Origin of the sequence: Pseudomonas sp. P179 (genome assembly GCF_000478485.2) — a bacterium.
Classification (GTDB): domain Bacteria; phylum Pseudomonadota; class Gammaproteobacteria; order Pseudomonadales; family Pseudomonadaceae; genus Pseudomonas; species Pseudomonas aeruginosa.
In genome coordinates this window covers 5869303-5883286 of sequence record NZ_KI517354.1, presented here as the reverse complement: position 1 = coordinate 5883286, position 13984 = coordinate 5869303, and the positions used below count along the sequence as shown (strand labels likewise).

Below are 13984 nucleotides of genomic sequence, written 5' to 3'. Positions count from 1 at the left end.
AGACGTTTTTTTTGATTTTGCACGCTTTTTCACCAGCCGACCGCTGGCCTACAGGTCGCGACTACGGTGCTGCAACATCGGCACCAGGTACACCGGTACCTCCGCCAGTTGCACCAGACGCGCGGCAGTCCGGCCCAGCGGCGTGTCGAGTTGAGTGCCGTGGCTATGGCTGCCGGCGACGATCAGGTCCACGGCCAGCTTTTCCGCCTCATCGAGGATCATCTGCGGCGGGTCGCCCTGCACCACCCGCACGCTCTTGACCAGCGCCGCATCCTGGGGCAACTCGCCGAGTTCATCGCGAAACCCTTCCAGGACCCGCTTCTCGATGCTTTCCATGACGTTGTCCAGCCCTTGCGCCCGCAGGTCCTGGAGACGCTCGGTGTCAAGGTAGGTCTGCAGGACCGACTCGGCGAACAGCCCGAGGGGCTCCACCACATGGACGACATAGAGCTCGGCGTTGTAGGCGCGGGTCAGCGACAGGGCGTGTTGCAGGACATAGGGAGCATAGAGCCCCAGATCGGTGGCGTAGAGAATCGAACGAATCATGCGGCCTCCTCGACAGCCTGCGCGGCGGGCCTCATTAGCAGATTAGCAGCAAGCATCCATTCTCCTAGCGTTCCCTGCTGTTTCGGGCTTTTTCCGGCCCGTTGGGGTAAATCCCTTTTCTCCCTGCGAGCGCGGCGCCGGCTGGTCGCCGCGCTCGGCCCTTCAGCGCGGTTGTGCTTCGAGGAAGCGCAACGCCTGGTACAGCGCCTCGACCCTGGGCATCCGGTAGCCCGCAGCAGCAGCGCGGGCCAGGGGCGCGGCATAGATCGCCGCCAGCTCCAATGGCCGCCCATGGGCGAAGTCGTGGTACATGCTCGGCCGATAGTCGGGCATCCGCTCGGTCGCCGCCAGCAGTTGGTCCGCATAGCCCTCAGGCAGGATGAAGCCGCAGGCGCCGGCAGCACCGATGACTTCCTCCATGATCGCCTCGATCAGCGACCGACTGTCCGCGTTGGCCATCAGCGGCGCGGTGCTGCTCTTCAGCAATACCGACAGCCCGTTGTAGGGGATGTTCCAGACCAGCTTCTGCCAGCGCGCCTGCTCCAGGTCGGGCATCGCCGTGGACTCCAGCCCGGACTCGCGGAACAGCGCGGCACCCTCCTCGACGATCTCGCGCCGGCGTCGCTCGTCGGCCGGTCCGGAATGATAGCCGAGATTCACTCCGCCGTAGGCCTGGTGCTCGATCACGCCCGGTTCGCCGCGATGCACACAGATGAAGCAGAGGCCGCCCAGCAGATGCAGGCTTTCCGGCAGCAGCGGCCGCAGCCGCTCCTCCACGCCCAGACCGTTCTGCAGCAGCAGAACCTTGGCTCCCGGCGCCGCCGCTGCGCGGATCAGGGGTGCCAGTTCGTGATTGCCGGTGGTCTTGGCGCCCACCAGCAACCAGTCGCAGGGCGGCATGTCCTGCGCCGAATGGTAGGCCTGGACCGGCGCCAGGCGCCGGAAGCCATGCACCGCACTATTCAGGCTGAGTCCGGCGCGATTGACCGCCTCGAACTCGCTGCGCAGGAGAAAATGCACGTCGTGACCGGCATGCGCCAGCATCAATCCATAGAAGCCGCCGATGGCTCCCGTACCGATGACGCCGATCCGTTGCTGCTTTGAATCCATCAGGGCAACTCCTCAGGTAAAGCGGTCGACCTCGCCAGCACCGCACCCCGCAAGGCTTCCTGGTGCAGCGGAACGTTCAGTGCGCCATGGAGGCGGCCGTCGCGGACCATGAACAGGGCCGGCAGGTGAAAGACGCCGTAGCGTTCCACCAGGCCGCCATTGCGGCCGGCGTCCACCCAGCACAGGCGCTCGATGGGCAGGTCCATCGCGGGGAGATGGCGCCGGGCCCAGCGGCACGACGCGCAGCCTTCGCTGGTGAATACCAACAGCGAAACCCCTTCCAGGGCAAGCAACTGCCGGTCGGCGTCCAGATCGGTGAGTTCCAGGGACGGCACGCTGCTGACCTCGATAGAAAGGAAGAAATGGGGCCCGACCATCATCCGTATGCTTCGGCTCCTGCGATAGCGCTGGCGCCCTCCTCGGCCAGCGGATACGCGCAAGGCGCGCCCCTCCGCAGCACCTGCACAATATCGTCCGCGGCGGCCTCGCCTGCAACTCCGCTGGCAGCCTTGGCCCGGAGCAACGAAGAAAACGTGCGCAGAGCGGGGAAAACACCGGCGAACCGCGTCCCGCCCATTGTCTAGGCCCGGCCCGACACGTTAAGGTTCGTCTCCCCGTTTGCGAACTTCATGCCTGCGCCCTTTCGCAGGGGGCCTCCCGGCGGCCGGCGCCCGTGACCTGATTGAGTACCACGATGGCTGATTTACAGATCGACGACCTTAACGTTGCCTCCAACGAGACCCTGATCACGCCGGAGCAGCTCAAGCGTGAAATTCCCCTGACCGACAAGGCCCTGCAGACCGTGGCCCATGGTCGCCAGGTGGTGCGCGACATCCTGGATGGCAAGGACCACCGTCTGTTCGTGGTGATCGGCCCCTGCTCCATCCACGACATCAAGGCCGCCCACGAATACGCCGACCGCCTCAAGGCGCTCGCGGCCGAAGTGGCGGATACGCTGTTCCTGGTGATGCGCGTGTACTTCGAGAAGCCGCGTACCACGGTGGGCTGGAAAGGCCTGATCAACGATCCGTACCTGGACGACTCGTTCAAGATCCAGGATGGCCTGCACATCGGCCGCCAACTGCTCCGCGACCTCGCCGAGAAAGGCTTGCCCACCGCCACCGAAGCGCTCGACCCGATTTCCCCGCAGTACCTGCAGGACCTGATCAGTTGGTCGGCGATCGGCGCCCGTACCACCGAATCGCAGACCCACCGCGAGATGGCCTCCGGCCTGTCTTCCGCGGTCGGCTTCAAGAACGGCACCGATGGCAGCCTGACCGTGGCGATCAATGCCCTGCAGTCGGTCTCCAGCCCGCATCGCTTCCTCGGCATCAACCAGCAGGGCGGCGTATCCATCGTCACCACCAAGGGCAACCGCTACGGTCACGTGGTGTTGCGCGGCGGCAACGGCAAGCCGAACTACGATTCGGTCAGCGTCGCGCTCTGCGAGCAGGACCTGAACAAGGCGAAAATCCCGCTGAACATCATGGTCGACTGCAGCCACGCCAACTCCAACAAGGACCCGGCCCTGCAACCGCTGGTGATGGACAACGTCAGCAACCAGATCGTCGAAGGCAACAACTCGATCGTCGGCCTGATGGTGGAAAGCCACCTGGGCTGGGGCAGCCAGCCGATTCCGAAGGATCTCGACCAACTTCAGTACGGCGTCTCCATCACCGACGCCTGCATCGACTGGGCGACCACCGAGAAGAGCATCCGCAGCATGCACGCCAAGCTCAAGGACGTGCTGCCGAAACGCCAGCGCGGCTGAGCGAGGCGGAAACGAAAACGCCGGGCTGATGCCCGGCGTTTTCATTGCGCGCCTGCTCAGGCGGCCGGATCGGCCTGACGCTGGCGACGCTCGATGTAACGCTCCACGTAGGAGCAGGACGGGATCACGCTGTAGCCCATGCGGTCGGCGTACTGCAGGGCGTGCTCGGTCAACGCGGCGGCGATACCGCGACCACGCAGCGAATCCGGTACGAAGGTCCGGTAGATATCCAGCGTCTGCTTGCCCAGGTCCATATAGGCCAGATAGGCACGATGGCCATCCACCGTCGTCTCGAATTGATGGCCGCCCACGTCATGATGGATGGACAGGGACTCGCTCACTTTGGATCTCCTCAACGGGTTCGTAACCCGACCCGCGCCTGATTGATAGGTTCCTCGCGAGGACGCCCCCGCGTACCGGCCTCCAGCGGACCGCCGGAGACCTTCGTCCGTTCTCGTCCCGGTGGCGGATCGCGCCTGGCGGACATCCTCGAAACGGCTGGCCTGCACCGCATGCAAGGCCGGACTAACGATAGGGCCCATATTGCTGTCTTCCCCGGTCAGACTCAACCGTTTCTTCTGGCAGGAACGCGCAGGCGTCGCTGGAGCCCTGGCCGGGAGGCCGCGCAAGCGCAATCGCGCATGACCCGCGGGTCAGCCAAAGCGCTTTACGCCGACGGCGGCCATCAGTAAGGTCTGCGCCACTCCACCAAAAGGAATCCTGCCATGAGCGAGTTGATCAGCTACCAGTTCGAAGACGGCATCGCCACCCTGACCCTCAACAACGGCAAGGTGAACGCCATCTCCCCGGCGGTGATCGACGCCTTCAACCAGGCTCTCGACCAGGCCTTGCAGGACAAGGCCGTGGTCATCGTCACCGGCCAGCCGGGCATCCTCTCCGGTGGCTACGACCTGAAGGTCATGACCTCCGGCCCGGAGAATGCCGTCAACCTGGTCGCTGCCGGCTCGACCCTGGCTCGCCGCCTGCTCTCCCATCCCTACCCGGTGATCGTCGCCTGCCCCGGGCACGCGGTAGCCAAGGGCGCCTTCCTGCTGCTCTCGGCCGACTACCGGATCGGCGTCGACGGGCCGTTCCAGATCGGCCTGAACGAAGTCGCCATCGGCATGACCATGCACCATGTCGGCATCGAACTGGCCCGCGATCGCCTGCGCAAGTCGGCGTTCACCCGCTCGGTCATCAATGCCGAGATGTTCAGTCCGGCCGCTGCGGTGGATGCCGGCTTCCTCGACACCCTGGTCAGCGCCGACCAGTTGCAGGAAAGCGCGCGTGCAGCGGCCCAGCAGTTGAAGAAACTCAACATGACCGCGCATCGCAATACCAAGCTCAAGGTGCGCAAGGCACTGCTGGAAACCCTCGACCAGGCGATCGAGCTGGACAAGAAGCACCTGGGCTAAGGCCCGCGCCAGCGAAAGCCCGGTTGGTACCGGGCTTTTTTGCGCCCAATAATTACTTATTACGCAAAGGTAACTCTCCCTAACTGCTATTTTTAAAAAATTATTACGGATTATCCTGGTGACATTCCCAAGGAAAACCGGAGGTCATCATGAAACGCAACGTCTTCGCCGCCATTCTCCTCGGCATGGCTACCACCCTCGCAGTGCAAGCCAGCTTCGCCGACGAATCCAGCCTGATGGAAAACCGCATGGTCCAACTGAACCAGCACGCCATCGAGCAGGCCCAGCAGCAACAGGCCACGGCGCCAACCGCGAGCGACACCGATGCGCAGGGTTGAACGCCGCCTGCCAGGAACGTTTTTCTTTTCCCCGCAACCCTGAAAAGCCCGGCTCACGCCGGGCTTCTCGTTCAGGCCAGCTTTTCCTCGGCCGCCACGCCCTTGCGATAGACCTCGTAGAGAATCACCGGGATCTCCAGGTCGCCCAGGTGGCGAACCACCAGCGGCTTGACCTCGGACCAGTCCAGCCCGCCCACTCCCGTCGCCACGCAGGGCAGAGCCAGGCTGCTCACCCCTTCGCTGCGCACATAGCGGGCCAGCTCGCGCAGGGCATGGCCGACATCCTCCAGGCTCGCCTTGCCCGGCTTGGCGCTGCGACCGCTGTGCAGCATGCCCTGGGTGATCAGGTTGACGATGCACTGGGTCTTGCCCTGCTCGTCGACCCCGGCCCAGACCCAGATGCCGCCCGGCTCGGGCGCCCTGGCATGGGCGGCATGCCGGTAGTCGCGAACCATCGACGGCCAGCGTTCGCGCAAGGCGAGGGCCAGGCCGCTGTCGAAATGGTCCTGGGGCGCGATGCCGTGGGCGATCACCTGGGCCCCGGAAAGCAGAATGTCACCTTCAACTTCACGAATCATGAGCGTTTCCTTCTTGGCTTCGGGACAGGCGCTTCGTGCGCCGCCCTGCATCTTTCACCGTACGCCTTGCCCGCCGGCGCCAGTTGATGCGTATCAAGAACGGCCGGTCCCATCCGCTACGGGCCGACTAGACTGCATGCGAGGGAACCTTGGAGGCGCCTCGCCTCTCCATTGGATTCCAGCCTCGTGCCGTCTCATCCATGACAAGGAAACAACCGCCATGCCGAAATGGATTGCACTTTGCCTGATCCCGCTGTTGGCAAGCTGCGCCACCTGCCGCCAGGACAGCGACAGGGAAAAACTGCTGTACGAGAACGACATGCTGCAGGCGAAACTGATCATCGTCGCCAACGACCGCGATCGCCTGCCGCTGGCCCAGGCCCTGCTGGAGCGCGCGGCGCGCGACGACCGCAGCGGCGAGGCGGACTTCTACCAGGCCGTGCTGATCGCTCGCCGCGACGGCCAGGCCAGCGATTGCGAGCGCATCACCCGCCTCCTCGAACGTTCCGCCGAGCGAGGCTACCCGCTGGCCAACGCGATGCTCTACAAGATCTACGCCGAGCCCTTCCTGTTGCCGCGCGCCGACATTCCCAAGGCCGAGACCTATCGCCAGGCCTACGCCGAGCTGCCGGTCGCGCGCAGCGGCTACCCCTCCTTCGAGCGAGCCCGGCAGGTGGTCGATCGCCTGCTCGCGCCGACTTCGTCCTGATCCATCGGGCCCGAACCCGGGCCCCGCAACCCGTACCGGTCGTTCGGCCAAAGCATCATTTCTGTCGATAGTTAATAGCGCTAAAATTCGTTATCCAATCGAATTCTTCTCCGCGATCCTATGCCCATCCGAGGTATCGATCACGGAAGCCGCCATGAAACGTCGCAGCCCCCGCCATTACGCCCGCAACACCGCCCTGGCCACCCTGGGTCTGTACGCCATCCTCATGCTGGTCGTGCTGAGCCTCGTCGCCGGCGCCGAAAGCGCCAGGAACGCCACACCGGACAACGACACCGCCACGACCTTCTCCAACCAGATCGGCCAGGCCCTGCCAGGCCTGCTCTCGGGGTTGAACAGTCGACGCGCCGGTTGAACGCCGGCTTCTTTCCCGGGAAACAGCATGAGAAGGCAAACACGGAAATTCTGGATCGTCGCCGCCCTGGCGATATTGACCAATGGCTACTCGCTACTCGGCCTCGCCCAAGGCTCGGCAGGCGCACTGGCGCGCACCATCGAATGCAACCAGGCGATGGTCCGCGCGCTGGCGGCCAACCTGGCGCTGAAGCTGCAGAGCGGCACCCCGCCGGCACGCCCGCAGCGCTGGATCCCGGAGCGCTTCATCCTCGACTGCCCGGCCTGAAACGAAAACGCCGCCAACCCCGGGAGGCTGGCGGCGCTCGCATGGCGCGGAGCCGGCTCAGGCGCCGGTCGGCTGGCGCGCGACGAAACGCATCATCCATTCGGCGACGACGGTGCCCTGGTGGTCCCCCGCCAGGCTATCGACCCCCTTGCGATAGAGTTCCTCGCCCAGGTGCTGCTGGCGCAGTTCGAGCAGTTCGCGGGAGTAGTCGTGGACGAACTCGGGATGCCCCTGGAAGCACAGCACCTGGTCGCCGATGGCGTAGGCGGCATAGGGACAGAAGTCGCTGGAAGCGATCACCCGCGCGTTTTCCGGCAGCCGGGTGACCTGGTCCTGGTGGCTGATCAACAGGGTCAGGTCCGGCAGCGCCGGGCTCATCCAGTCGGCCCGTTCGTTCAACTGGTACTGGTGGATGCCCATGCCCCAGCCCTGGCTGGCGCGCTCGGCCTTGCCACCGAGCAGCAGGGCCAGCAACTGGTGGCCGAAACACACGCCGAGGAGCTTGTCGCCGCGCTCGTAGCGGTCCAGGAGGAAGGTCTTCAGGGTCTGGATCCACGGGTCGGGACCGAAGGAGTCGGCCTTGCTGCCGGTCACCAGGTAGGCGTCGAAGCGCTCGTCGTCCGCCGGATAGCGCCCCTCCACCACGTTGTAGATGACGAATTCGGCGGCGATCGGTTGCTTGGCGAACAGTTGCTGGAACATCCGGCCGTAGCCTTCGTAGCGCTCGATCAGCTCGGGACGAAGGATATCGGTTTCCAGGATACAGATGCGGAGCGACATAAAGACTCTCTGAAGAAGTGGGGTTATTGTCGTTTTCGTTTGATTTAATTAACACAGGAGCGCGGGCAAGGGAACCGTCGCCCTGGCCTCGAAAGGAATATCCGGACGATTCGCCAAAAAACAAGCAGCCGGCAGAAAGATTCCCGAGACGCCCAGCCGTAAAGAAATCTGCACAGGAGACGGAAGGACTCCCCATGCCCGGAACCGCCACGTAAACTGGCGGTTTTCCCGCGAGGCACACGCCATGTTGCTCAAGGCAGTACGTAACGGACTGGGTCAGGCGATTATCCTCGCCGACTTCGTCAGCCGCCCCCGCAAGCTGCAGCGCAGCGCCGAGGCCCAGGCCGAGGTCGAGCGGGCGCTGCGGAACCTGTCGCTCTACCAGTTCCGCGCCTGTCCGTTCTGCGTGAAGACACGCCGCGCCATGCACCGGCTGAACCTGCCGATGCAACTCAAGGACGCCATGAACGATCCGCAGGCCCGCCAGGCTTTGCTGGAAGGCGGCGGGAAGGTCAAGGTGCCGTGCCTGCGCATCGAGGAAAACGGCCAGGTGCGCTGGATGTACGAATCCAGCGAGATCATCGCCTATCTGGAAGGTCGTTTCGCCAACGCCTGAGCGGCCGATCAACCGCCCCCGGCCGCGTCCAGGGGCAGCCGGTGGATCAGGAAACGCGCCGGCACCTCGCCCTCGCGCCCCGGCAACAGGCGGTGGCGAATGCGGGACTCGCTGACATAGGCGCAACCCTGTCCGGTGACGGTCAGGTTGACCGGCGACTCCAGGCCCTCGCGTATCACTTCGATGCCGCGCCGCCCTGGAGCGAGCGGCTCGGCGATCCGCAGCACCTTGCCGGCGCCGCTGCGGATGGCGTTCTCCAGCACGATCAGCGAGCCGTCCGGAGCCAGCGCCATGCCGTCCGGATTCTCCAGCGTTCGGGGCAGCTCCATCTCGCGCAGCCGCGGACGCGAGGCGACCCCTTCGACGACATGGATCGCCCCGCTACCGAAGTTGCCGACCAGCAGGGTGTCGTCGTCCACCCGGACGATGCCCGCCGCGCCCAGGCCGCCGGGGCCGGCCAGGCGGCTGTCGCGCAGCAACACCTGGAACGCCGGTTCCCCGGGCCGCAACCGCATCAGGCTGCCATCCCGGGTTTCGCTCAGGTAGACCGTTCCGTCCGGCGCCACCGCGAGATCGTTGCCCATCCCGTCGCCGGGCAGGGTCAGATATCGGCGCACGGCACCGGTCGCGAGATCCAGGGCGAACACCCCATGCGGCCGGCGCCGGCCAGCGGGTAGGAAGTCCGGCGAATTGCCCCAGAGCAGGCCACGCGGCTCGTCCAGCCGCAGCGCGGTGGCAGCGAAGATCGCCAGGCTGCCGGCGAAGAAGGTTTCCCACTCGCCCCCGGGAGGCTTGCGCAGGATGCGCCCGCTGGTGACCAGGCCGACGTACAGCGCTCCATCGGCGGCATGGGCGATGCCGTTGGGATACCGGGCCCCCGCTGGCAGGACGATGCTCGTCGCGGCGCAGGACGGCTCGCGCTCGCCCGGCGCACGGGCGAAAACCGGCAAGACGGTCGCCGATACCATGGATACCAGCAGCAACACGGAAGCCTGTCGTCTCATCATGCTTTCTCCGTCGATGTGCGCCCTACCAGCGCGGGGTCCGGGCGCGCACCGTGAGCGGCGCCTCCAGCGTGGCGCACTCCTCTTCGGCGAGGTCCAGCGTCAGCGCCGCGAGGGCATCCTCGAGGTGATGCGGCCTGGACAGGCCGACGATCGGCGCGGCGACACCGTTCCGGCCAAGCAGCCAGGCCAGGGCGAGTTGCGCCGGTGGAAGCCCGCGGGCAGCGGCGAGTTTCTCCAACGCGCCAAGGGTCGACTCGACTTCCTCCCTGCCGCCGTACCAGCGCGGGGCCTGTTCGTCCGTCCGGGTCCGCAGCGTGCCGGCGCTTCGCGCTCCGGCCAGCAGCCCACGCGCCAGCGGCGACCAGGGCGTCAACGCGATCCCCTCTTCCCGGCACAGCGGCACGAGGTCCTCCTCGTCCTCGCGAACGATCAGGTTGTACTGGCTCTGCATCGAGATGAATTGCGCCAGGCCGTGGTGGCGCTGGAAGGCGAGCATCTTCATGAAGCGCCAGGCCGGCATCGACGAGGCGCCGAGGTAACGGACCTTGCCGACACGCACCAGGCTGTCGAGGGTTTCGCAGCTTTCCGCGATCGGGGTGTCCGGATCGAAGCGATGGATCACGAAGAGATCCAGGTAGTCCGTACCCAACCGCCGCAGCGAGGCATCCACGCTGGCAAGCAGGTGCTTACGCGACAAGCCGCAGGCGTTGGGCCTGTCGCTCATGGGAAAGAACGCCTTGGTGGCGATTACCAGGTCCTCGCGCTGCGCGAAGTCCCTGAGCGCGCGTCCGAGGATCCGCTCGCTCTCGCCGGTGGAATAGATATCGGCACTGTCGAAGAAGTCGATCCCGGCTTCCAGCGCCTCGCGAATGAACGGACGCGCCCGTTCCTCGTCCAGCACCCACGGACGCCACGCCGGATCGCCATAGGTCATGCACCCCAGGCAGAGTCGGGAGACTTTCAGGCCGCTATTGCCAAGACGGACATGCTGCATCGTACGACCTCGTCGAAAGGCTCTGAAAAGAGCGGTTTCCCCGGCCCCACCCTGTTCATGAGCCAGGTTTCCCGACGATGCTATATTGCTGCCGAATAGCTAACTATTCTGGAAAAATCTCTTTCATTGATCGAGTTATTTTAATAATCCAATGAAGAAGCCCGATCTCGCCGGTCTCGCCGCCTTCGTCGCCATCGCTCGCGAACGCAGTTTCCGTCGCGCCGCCGCCACCCTCGGCGTAACCCCGCCGACGCTCAGCCACACCCTGCGCGAACTGGAAACCCAGCTCGGCATCCGCCTGCTCAACCGCACCACTCGCAACGTCTCGCCGACCGAGGCCGGCGAGCACCTGCTGGCACACCTGGACCCGGCGTTCGAAGACATCGCCGCCGCGCTGGACAGCCTTAACCGCTTTCGCGAAACGCCTCACGGCCTGGTACGAATCAACGCACCGCGAAACGCCATCGGTCTCGTCCTCGCGCCACGTTTCGGCGAACTGGCCCGCGACTATCCCGGCATCACCCTGGAAGTGGTGGCGGACGAGGGTTTCGCCAATATCGTCGAAGCCGGTTTCGACGCCGGCATCCGCCTCGGCGAAGACCTCCAGCACGGCATGCGCGCCGTGCGGGTCGGCCCGGACCTGCGCTTGGCCATCGTCGCGACCCCGGCCTACTTCCGACGGCAAGGCAGGCCGGGTAGCCCGGAGGAATTGCTCGGCCACCGTTGCATCGGCTGGCGCAAGGTGTCTTCCGGAGAGCTGTACAAATGGCAATTCAGCAAGGGCACGAAAGCGCTTTCGGTGGCCGTGAGCGGACCGCTGGTCCTCGACGACCCGCGCCTGATGCTACAGGCGGCGCTGGCCGATGTCGGGATTGCCTTCGCCATCGAGGAGGAAGTCGCCGAGCACCTCGCCGCCGGCCGCCTGGAACGGGTCCTGGCGGATTGGTGCGCTCCCTTTCCCGGTTTCCATCTCTATTATCCGAACCGCCGCAACCACCCGGCGGCGTTGAGCGCCGTGATCGATCTGCTGCGCTACCCCGGCGAGGAACACCCAGGTCCCGCGTAGGCACATCGGCGGAAGCGCCCGTGGCGGCCTGGAGGCAAGCATGGAGGCTGGCCTGTATCGACGCACGGCGTAGGGCGGATAACCGCATCGCGGTTATCCGCCGAACCTCGGCATATCGGCGGATAGCGCCCATGGCGCTATTCGCCCTACCCGTGGCGGCCTGGCTGGCAAGAACCAGGGGATACCGGGGTGGCGTCATCCGCCGCGGTACGCGACCACGAGAAAGCCGGCCCGAAGGCCGGCTCTCCATGCGACGCCAGGACTCAGAACAGCTCGCCCTTCGCCGCCTTCTCCAGCAACAGCGCCGGCGGCTCGAAGCGCTCGCCGTACTGTTCGACCAGGTATTGGGCGCGGGCGATGAAGTCCTTCAGGCCGTACTGGTTGATGAACTGCAAGGCGCCCCCGCTCCAGGCGGCGAAACCGATACCGAAGATCGAGCCGATGTTCGCGTCGGCGGTGGAGTGCAATACCCCCTCCTCCACGCAACGCACGGTCTCGATGGCCTGGATGAACAGCAGGCGGTCGCGTACGTCCTCGGCGGATATTTGCGCATCGGGCTTCTCGAAGCGGCTCTTGAGTTCCGCCCAGAGATGTTTCCTGCCGTTCGCCGGGTAGTCGTAGAAGCCGGCGCCGGCCGCCTTGCCCGGGCGCTTGTACTCATTGACCATCAGGTCGATCACGGCGAACGCAGGGTGCGTCGGCAGAGCCTTGCCCTCGGCCTCGAGGTCGCGGGCGGTCTGGTTGCGGATGTGGGTCATCAGGCTCAGGGAGACCTCGTCGGAAATCGCCAGCGGCCCCACCGGCATACCGGCCTGGCGCGCCTGGTTGTCGATCATCGCGGCGCTCACGCCTTCGCCGAGCATGGCGATGCCTTCGTTGGTGAAGGTGCCGAATACCCGCGAGGTGAAGAAGCCGCGGCTGTCGTTGACCACGATCGGCGTTTTCTTGATCTGCAGTACGTAGTCGAAACCGCGCGCCAGGGTTTCGTCGCTGGTCTTTTCGCCGCGGATGATCTCCACCAGCGGCATCTTGTCCACCGGGCTGAAGAAGTGCAGGCCGATGAACTTCTCCGGCCGCGCCACCGCCTGGGCCAGACCGGTGATCGGCAGGGTCGAGGTATTGGACGCCACTACCGCATCGGCCAGGGCATGCTTCTCGGCCTCGGCGGTGACCTTGCCTTTCAGCGCGCGGTCCTCGAAGACCGCCTCGATGATCAGGTCGCAGCCTTCGAAGTCGGCTTCGCTGACGCTCGGCACGATCCGCGCGAGGAAGGCGTCGCGCTTCTCGGCGGACAGGTGCCCGCGCGCAACTTTCTTATCCAGCAGCCTGGCCGAATAAGCCTTGCCCTTCTCCGCCGCTTCCAGCGAGACGTCCTTGAGCACCACCTCGATGCCGGCCGCCGCCGATACGTAGGCGATGCCCGCGCCCATCATCCCGGCGCCGAGCACGCCGACCTTTTTCGTCGCCCGCACCGGATACCCCTGCGGCCGCGACTTGCCGGCGTTGATCTCGTTGAGCTGGAACCAGAAGGTGCCGATCATGTTCTTCGCCACCTGGCCGGTGGTCAGCTCGGTGAAATAGCGCGCCTCGATCAGTTGCGCGGTGTCGAAATCGACCTGGGCGCCCTCCACTGCCGCGCACATGATCTTCTCGGGCGCCGGGAAGCAACCCTTGGTCTTGTCGCGCAGCACCGACGGTGCGATGGCCAGCATCTGCGCCACGTTGGGACTGGCAGGCGTACCGCCGGGAATCTTGTAGCCGGCGCTGTCCCAGGGCTGCTTCGCCGCCGGGTTGGCGAGGATCCAGGCGCGGGCCTTCTCCAGCATTTCCTCGGGGCTGTCGGCCAGTTCGTGGATCAGCCCGGCCTTGAGCGCTTCCGCCGGACGCACCTTCTTGCCTTCGGCGAGGTACGGCAGGGCTTTCTCCAGGCCAAGCAGGCGCACCATGCGCACGATCCCGCCGCCGCCCGGCAACAGGCCGAGAGTCACCTCCGGCAGGCCGAGCTGCACGCCGGGATTGTCTAGGGCGATGCGGTGGTGGCAGGCCAGGCAGATCTCCCAGCCGCCGCCCAGCGCAGCGCCGTTGATCGCGGCGACCACCGGCTTGCCGAGGGTCTCCAGGCGCCGCAGTTGGCCCTTGAGTTCGAGGATGCCCTGGTAGAAGGCCGGGGCGTCGGCCTTGGTGACCTTGATCAGCTCGTTGAGATCGCCGCCGGCGAAGAAGGTCTTCTTCGCCGAGGTCAGCACCACGCCGGCGATCCCCTCTTTCTCCGCCTCCAGCCGTGCGATGGTCTTCGCCATCGCCTCGCGGTAGACACCGTTCATGGTGTTGGCGCTCTGCCCGGGCATGTCCATGGTCAGGACGACGACGTTGTCCTGGCCTTTTTCGTAACGGATAGCGTCAGTCATTCCGGT

17 protein-coding genes are annotated in these 13984 nt (G+C 65.5%); 8 read left to right on the top strand and 9 right to left on the bottom strand.

The features are described 5' to 3' along the window. Window positions 1-48: 48 nt before the first annotated feature. From HMPREF1224_RS39485 to HMPREF1224_RS39475, 3 genes are all read right to left on the bottom strand, one after another. On the bottom strand, window positions 49-546 hold the full coding sequence (locus HMPREF1224_RS39485; RefSeq protein ID WP_003087770.1) for a universal stress protein: 498 nt from the start codon (window positions 544-546) through the stop codon (window positions 49-51). A 162-nt stretch (window positions 547-708) separates the two neighbouring features. After that, a complete protein-coding gene (locus HMPREF1224_RS39480; protein WP_003117707.1) occupies window positions 709-1656 on the bottom strand; it encodes a putative 2-dehydropantoate 2-reductase in 948 nt (315 codons plus the stop codon). Next, the gene (locus HMPREF1224_RS39475; RefSeq protein WP_074198742.1) at window positions 1656-2033 is read right to left on the bottom strand and encodes a thioredoxin family protein; all 378 of its coding nucleotides are present in this window, start codon (window positions 2031-2033) and stop codon (window positions 1656-1658) included. The genes HMPREF1224_RS39480 and HMPREF1224_RS39475 overlap by 1 nt, the downstream gene beginning before the upstream one ends. A gap of 317 nt (window positions 2034-2350) precedes the next feature. On the opposite strand from HMPREF1224_RS39475, the gene HMPREF1224_RS39470 reads away from it, so the two are divergent. After that, window positions 2351-3427: a 3-deoxy-7-phosphoheptulonate synthase gene (locus tag HMPREF1224_RS39470; protein ID WP_003087765.1), complete on the top strand. Its 1077-nt coding sequence runs from the start codon at window positions 2351-2353 to the stop codon at window positions 3425-3427. 56 nt (window positions 3428-3483) lie between these two features. Here the strand turns inward: HMPREF1224_RS39470 and HMPREF1224_RS45705 are convergent, their stop codons facing one another. Further along, a complete protein-coding gene (locus tag HMPREF1224_RS45705) occupies window positions 3484-3768 on the bottom strand; it encodes a GNAT family N-acetyltransferase (RefSeq protein WP_003087762.1) in 285 nt (94 codons plus the stop codon). 384 nt (window positions 3769-4152) lie between these two features. Between HMPREF1224_RS45705 and HMPREF1224_RS39460 the strand changes: the two genes are divergently transcribed. Together HMPREF1224_RS39460 and HMPREF1224_RS39455 are read left to right on the top strand one after the other, a co-directional pair. Beyond that, window positions 4153-4842, top strand: coding sequence for a crotonase/enoyl-CoA hydratase family protein (locus HMPREF1224_RS39460; protein WP_003087759.1), 690 nt, complete (start codon window positions 4153-4155; stop codon window positions 4840-4842). A gap of 149 nt (window positions 4843-4991) precedes the next feature. After that, window positions 4992-5180 (top strand): hypothetical protein, encoded by a 189-nt coding sequence (locus HMPREF1224_RS39455; protein ID WP_003087758.1) that lies wholly within the window; start codon window positions 4992-4994, stop codon window positions 5178-5180. 71 nt (window positions 5181-5251) lie between these two features. Here HMPREF1224_RS39455 and HMPREF1224_RS39450 read toward each other — a convergent pair whose 3' ends face one another. Beyond that, window positions 5252-5758, bottom strand: coding sequence for a macro domain-containing protein (locus HMPREF1224_RS39450; protein ID WP_003087757.1), 507 nt, complete (start codon window positions 5756-5758; stop codon window positions 5252-5254). 220 nt (window positions 5759-5978) lie between these two features. Between HMPREF1224_RS39450 and HMPREF1224_RS39445 the strand changes: the two genes are divergently transcribed. The 3 genes from HMPREF1224_RS39445 to HMPREF1224_RS39435 all read left to right on the top strand — a co-directional run bounded on the left by HMPREF1224_RS39445 (window position 5979) and on the right by HMPREF1224_RS39435 (window position 7107). After that, window positions 5979-6467 carry a hypothetical protein gene (locus tag HMPREF1224_RS39445; RefSeq protein ID WP_003117708.1) on the top strand — a complete coding sequence of 163 codons (489 nt, stop codon included), beginning with the start codon at window positions 5979-5981 and terminating at the stop codon, window positions 6465-6467. A gap of 154 nt (window positions 6468-6621) precedes the next feature. Continuing rightward, window positions 6622-6840: a hypothetical protein gene (locus HMPREF1224_RS39440; RefSeq protein WP_003098091.1), complete on the top strand. Its 219-nt coding sequence runs from the start codon at window positions 6622-6624 to the stop codon at window positions 6838-6840. 27 nt (window positions 6841-6867) lie between these two features. Continuing rightward, window positions 6868-7107 carry a hypothetical protein gene (locus tag HMPREF1224_RS39435; RefSeq protein WP_003087754.1) on the top strand — a complete coding sequence of 80 codons (240 nt, stop codon included), beginning with the start codon at window positions 6868-6870 and terminating at the stop codon, window positions 7105-7107. Between the two features lie 57 nt (window positions 7108-7164). Here HMPREF1224_RS39435 and HMPREF1224_RS39430 read toward each other — a convergent pair whose 3' ends face one another. Then, entirely contained in the window at window positions 7165-7887 is a 723-nt protein-coding gene (locus HMPREF1224_RS39430; RefSeq protein ID WP_003098093.1) for an amidotransferase, read from the bottom strand. 244 nt (window positions 7888-8131) lie between these two features. Here HMPREF1224_RS39430 and HMPREF1224_RS39425 point away from each other — a divergent pair, with 244 nt between their 5' ends. Continuing rightward, window positions 8132-8503 carry a glutaredoxin family protein gene (locus HMPREF1224_RS39425; protein ID WP_003087752.1) on the top strand — a complete coding sequence of 124 codons (372 nt, stop codon included), beginning with the start codon at window positions 8132-8134 and terminating at the stop codon, window positions 8501-8503. Window positions 8504-8511: 8 nt separating this feature from the next. On the opposite strand, the gene HMPREF1224_RS39420 is transcribed toward HMPREF1224_RS39425, so the two are convergent. Further along, window positions 8512-9510 (bottom strand): Vgb family protein, encoded by a 999-nt coding sequence (locus tag HMPREF1224_RS39420; RefSeq protein WP_010794033.1) that lies wholly within the window; start codon window positions 9508-9510, stop codon window positions 8512-8514. A gap of 22 nt (window positions 9511-9532) precedes the next feature. Further along, window positions 9533-10504 (bottom strand): aldo/keto reductase, encoded by a 972-nt coding sequence (locus tag HMPREF1224_RS39415; protein WP_010794032.1) that lies wholly within the window; start codon window positions 10502-10504, stop codon window positions 9533-9535. A 151-nt stretch (window positions 10505-10655) separates the two neighbouring features. On the opposite strand from HMPREF1224_RS39415, the gene HMPREF1224_RS39410 reads away from it, so the two are divergent. After that, window positions 10656-11570: a LysR family transcriptional regulator gene (locus HMPREF1224_RS39410; RefSeq protein ID WP_003087749.1), complete on the top strand. Its 915-nt coding sequence runs from the start codon at window positions 10656-10658 to the stop codon at window positions 11568-11570. 263 nt (window positions 11571-11833) lie between these two features. Here HMPREF1224_RS39410 and HMPREF1224_RS39405 read toward each other — a convergent pair whose 3' ends face one another. After that, complete coding sequence (locus HMPREF1224_RS39405; RefSeq protein WP_003100703.1) at window positions 11834-13978, bottom strand: 3-hydroxyacyl-CoA dehydrogenase NAD-binding domain-containing protein; 2145 nt, start codon at window positions 13976-13978, stop codon at window positions 11834-11836. Window positions 13979-13984 lie beyond the last annotated feature (6 nt).

Coding starts and splice junctions, on each gene's coding strand:
- HMPREF1224_RS39480 (WP_003117707.1), bottom strand. CDS start 1,656: ATGGATTCAAAGCAGCAACGGATCGGCGTCATCGGTACGGGAGCCATC.
- HMPREF1224_RS39450 (WP_003087757.1), bottom strand. CDS start 5,758: ATGATTCGTGAAGTTGAAGGTGACATTCTGCTTTCCGGGGCCCAGGTG.
- HMPREF1224_RS39405 (WP_003100703.1), bottom strand. CDS start 13,978: ATGACTGACGCTATCCGTTACGAAAAAGGCCAGGACAACGTCGTCGTC.
- HMPREF1224_RS39470 (WP_003087765.1), top strand. CDS start 2,351: ATGGCTGATTTACAGATCGACGACCTTAACGTTGCCTCCAACGAGACC.
- HMPREF1224_RS39420 (WP_010794033.1), bottom strand. CDS start 9,510: ATGATGAGACGACAGGCTTCCGTGTTGCTGCTGGTATCCATGGTATCG.
- HMPREF1224_RS39435 (WP_003087754.1), top strand. CDS start 6,868: ATGAGAAGGCAAACACGGAAATTCTGGATCGTCGCCGCCCTGGCGATA.
- HMPREF1224_RS39415 (WP_010794032.1), bottom strand. CDS start 10,504: ATGCAGCATGTCCGTCTTGGCAATAGCGGCCTGAAAGTCTCCCGACTC.
- HMPREF1224_RS39410 (WP_003087749.1), top strand. CDS start 10,656: ATGAAGAAGCCCGATCTCGCCGGTCTCGCCGCCTTCGTCGCCATCGCT.
- HMPREF1224_RS39425 (WP_003087752.1), top strand. CDS start 8,132: ATGTTGCTCAAGGCAGTACGTAACGGACTGGGTCAGGCGATTATCCTC.
- HMPREF1224_RS39460 (WP_003087759.1), top strand. CDS start 4,153: ATGAGCGAGTTGATCAGCTACCAGTTCGAAGACGGCATCGCCACCCTG.
- HMPREF1224_RS39475 (WP_074198742.1), bottom strand. CDS start 2,033: ATGGTCGGGCCCCATTTCTTCCTTTCTATCGAGGTCAGCAGCGTGCCG.
- HMPREF1224_RS39485 (WP_003087770.1), bottom strand. CDS start 546: ATGATTCGTTCGATTCTCTACGCCACCGATCTGGGGCTCTATGCTCCC.
- HMPREF1224_RS39430 (WP_003098093.1), bottom strand. CDS start 7,887: ATGTCGCTCCGCATCTGTATCCTGGAAACCGATATCCTTCGTCCCGAG.
- HMPREF1224_RS39445 (WP_003117708.1), top strand. CDS start 5,979: ATGCCGAAATGGATTGCACTTTGCCTGATCCCGCTGTTGGCAAGCTGC.
- HMPREF1224_RS39455 (WP_003087758.1), top strand. CDS start 4,992: ATGAAACGCAACGTCTTCGCCGCCATTCTCCTCGGCATGGCTACCACC.
- HMPREF1224_RS39440 (WP_003098091.1), top strand. CDS start 6,622: ATGAAACGTCGCAGCCCCCGCCATTACGCCCGCAACACCGCCCTGGCC.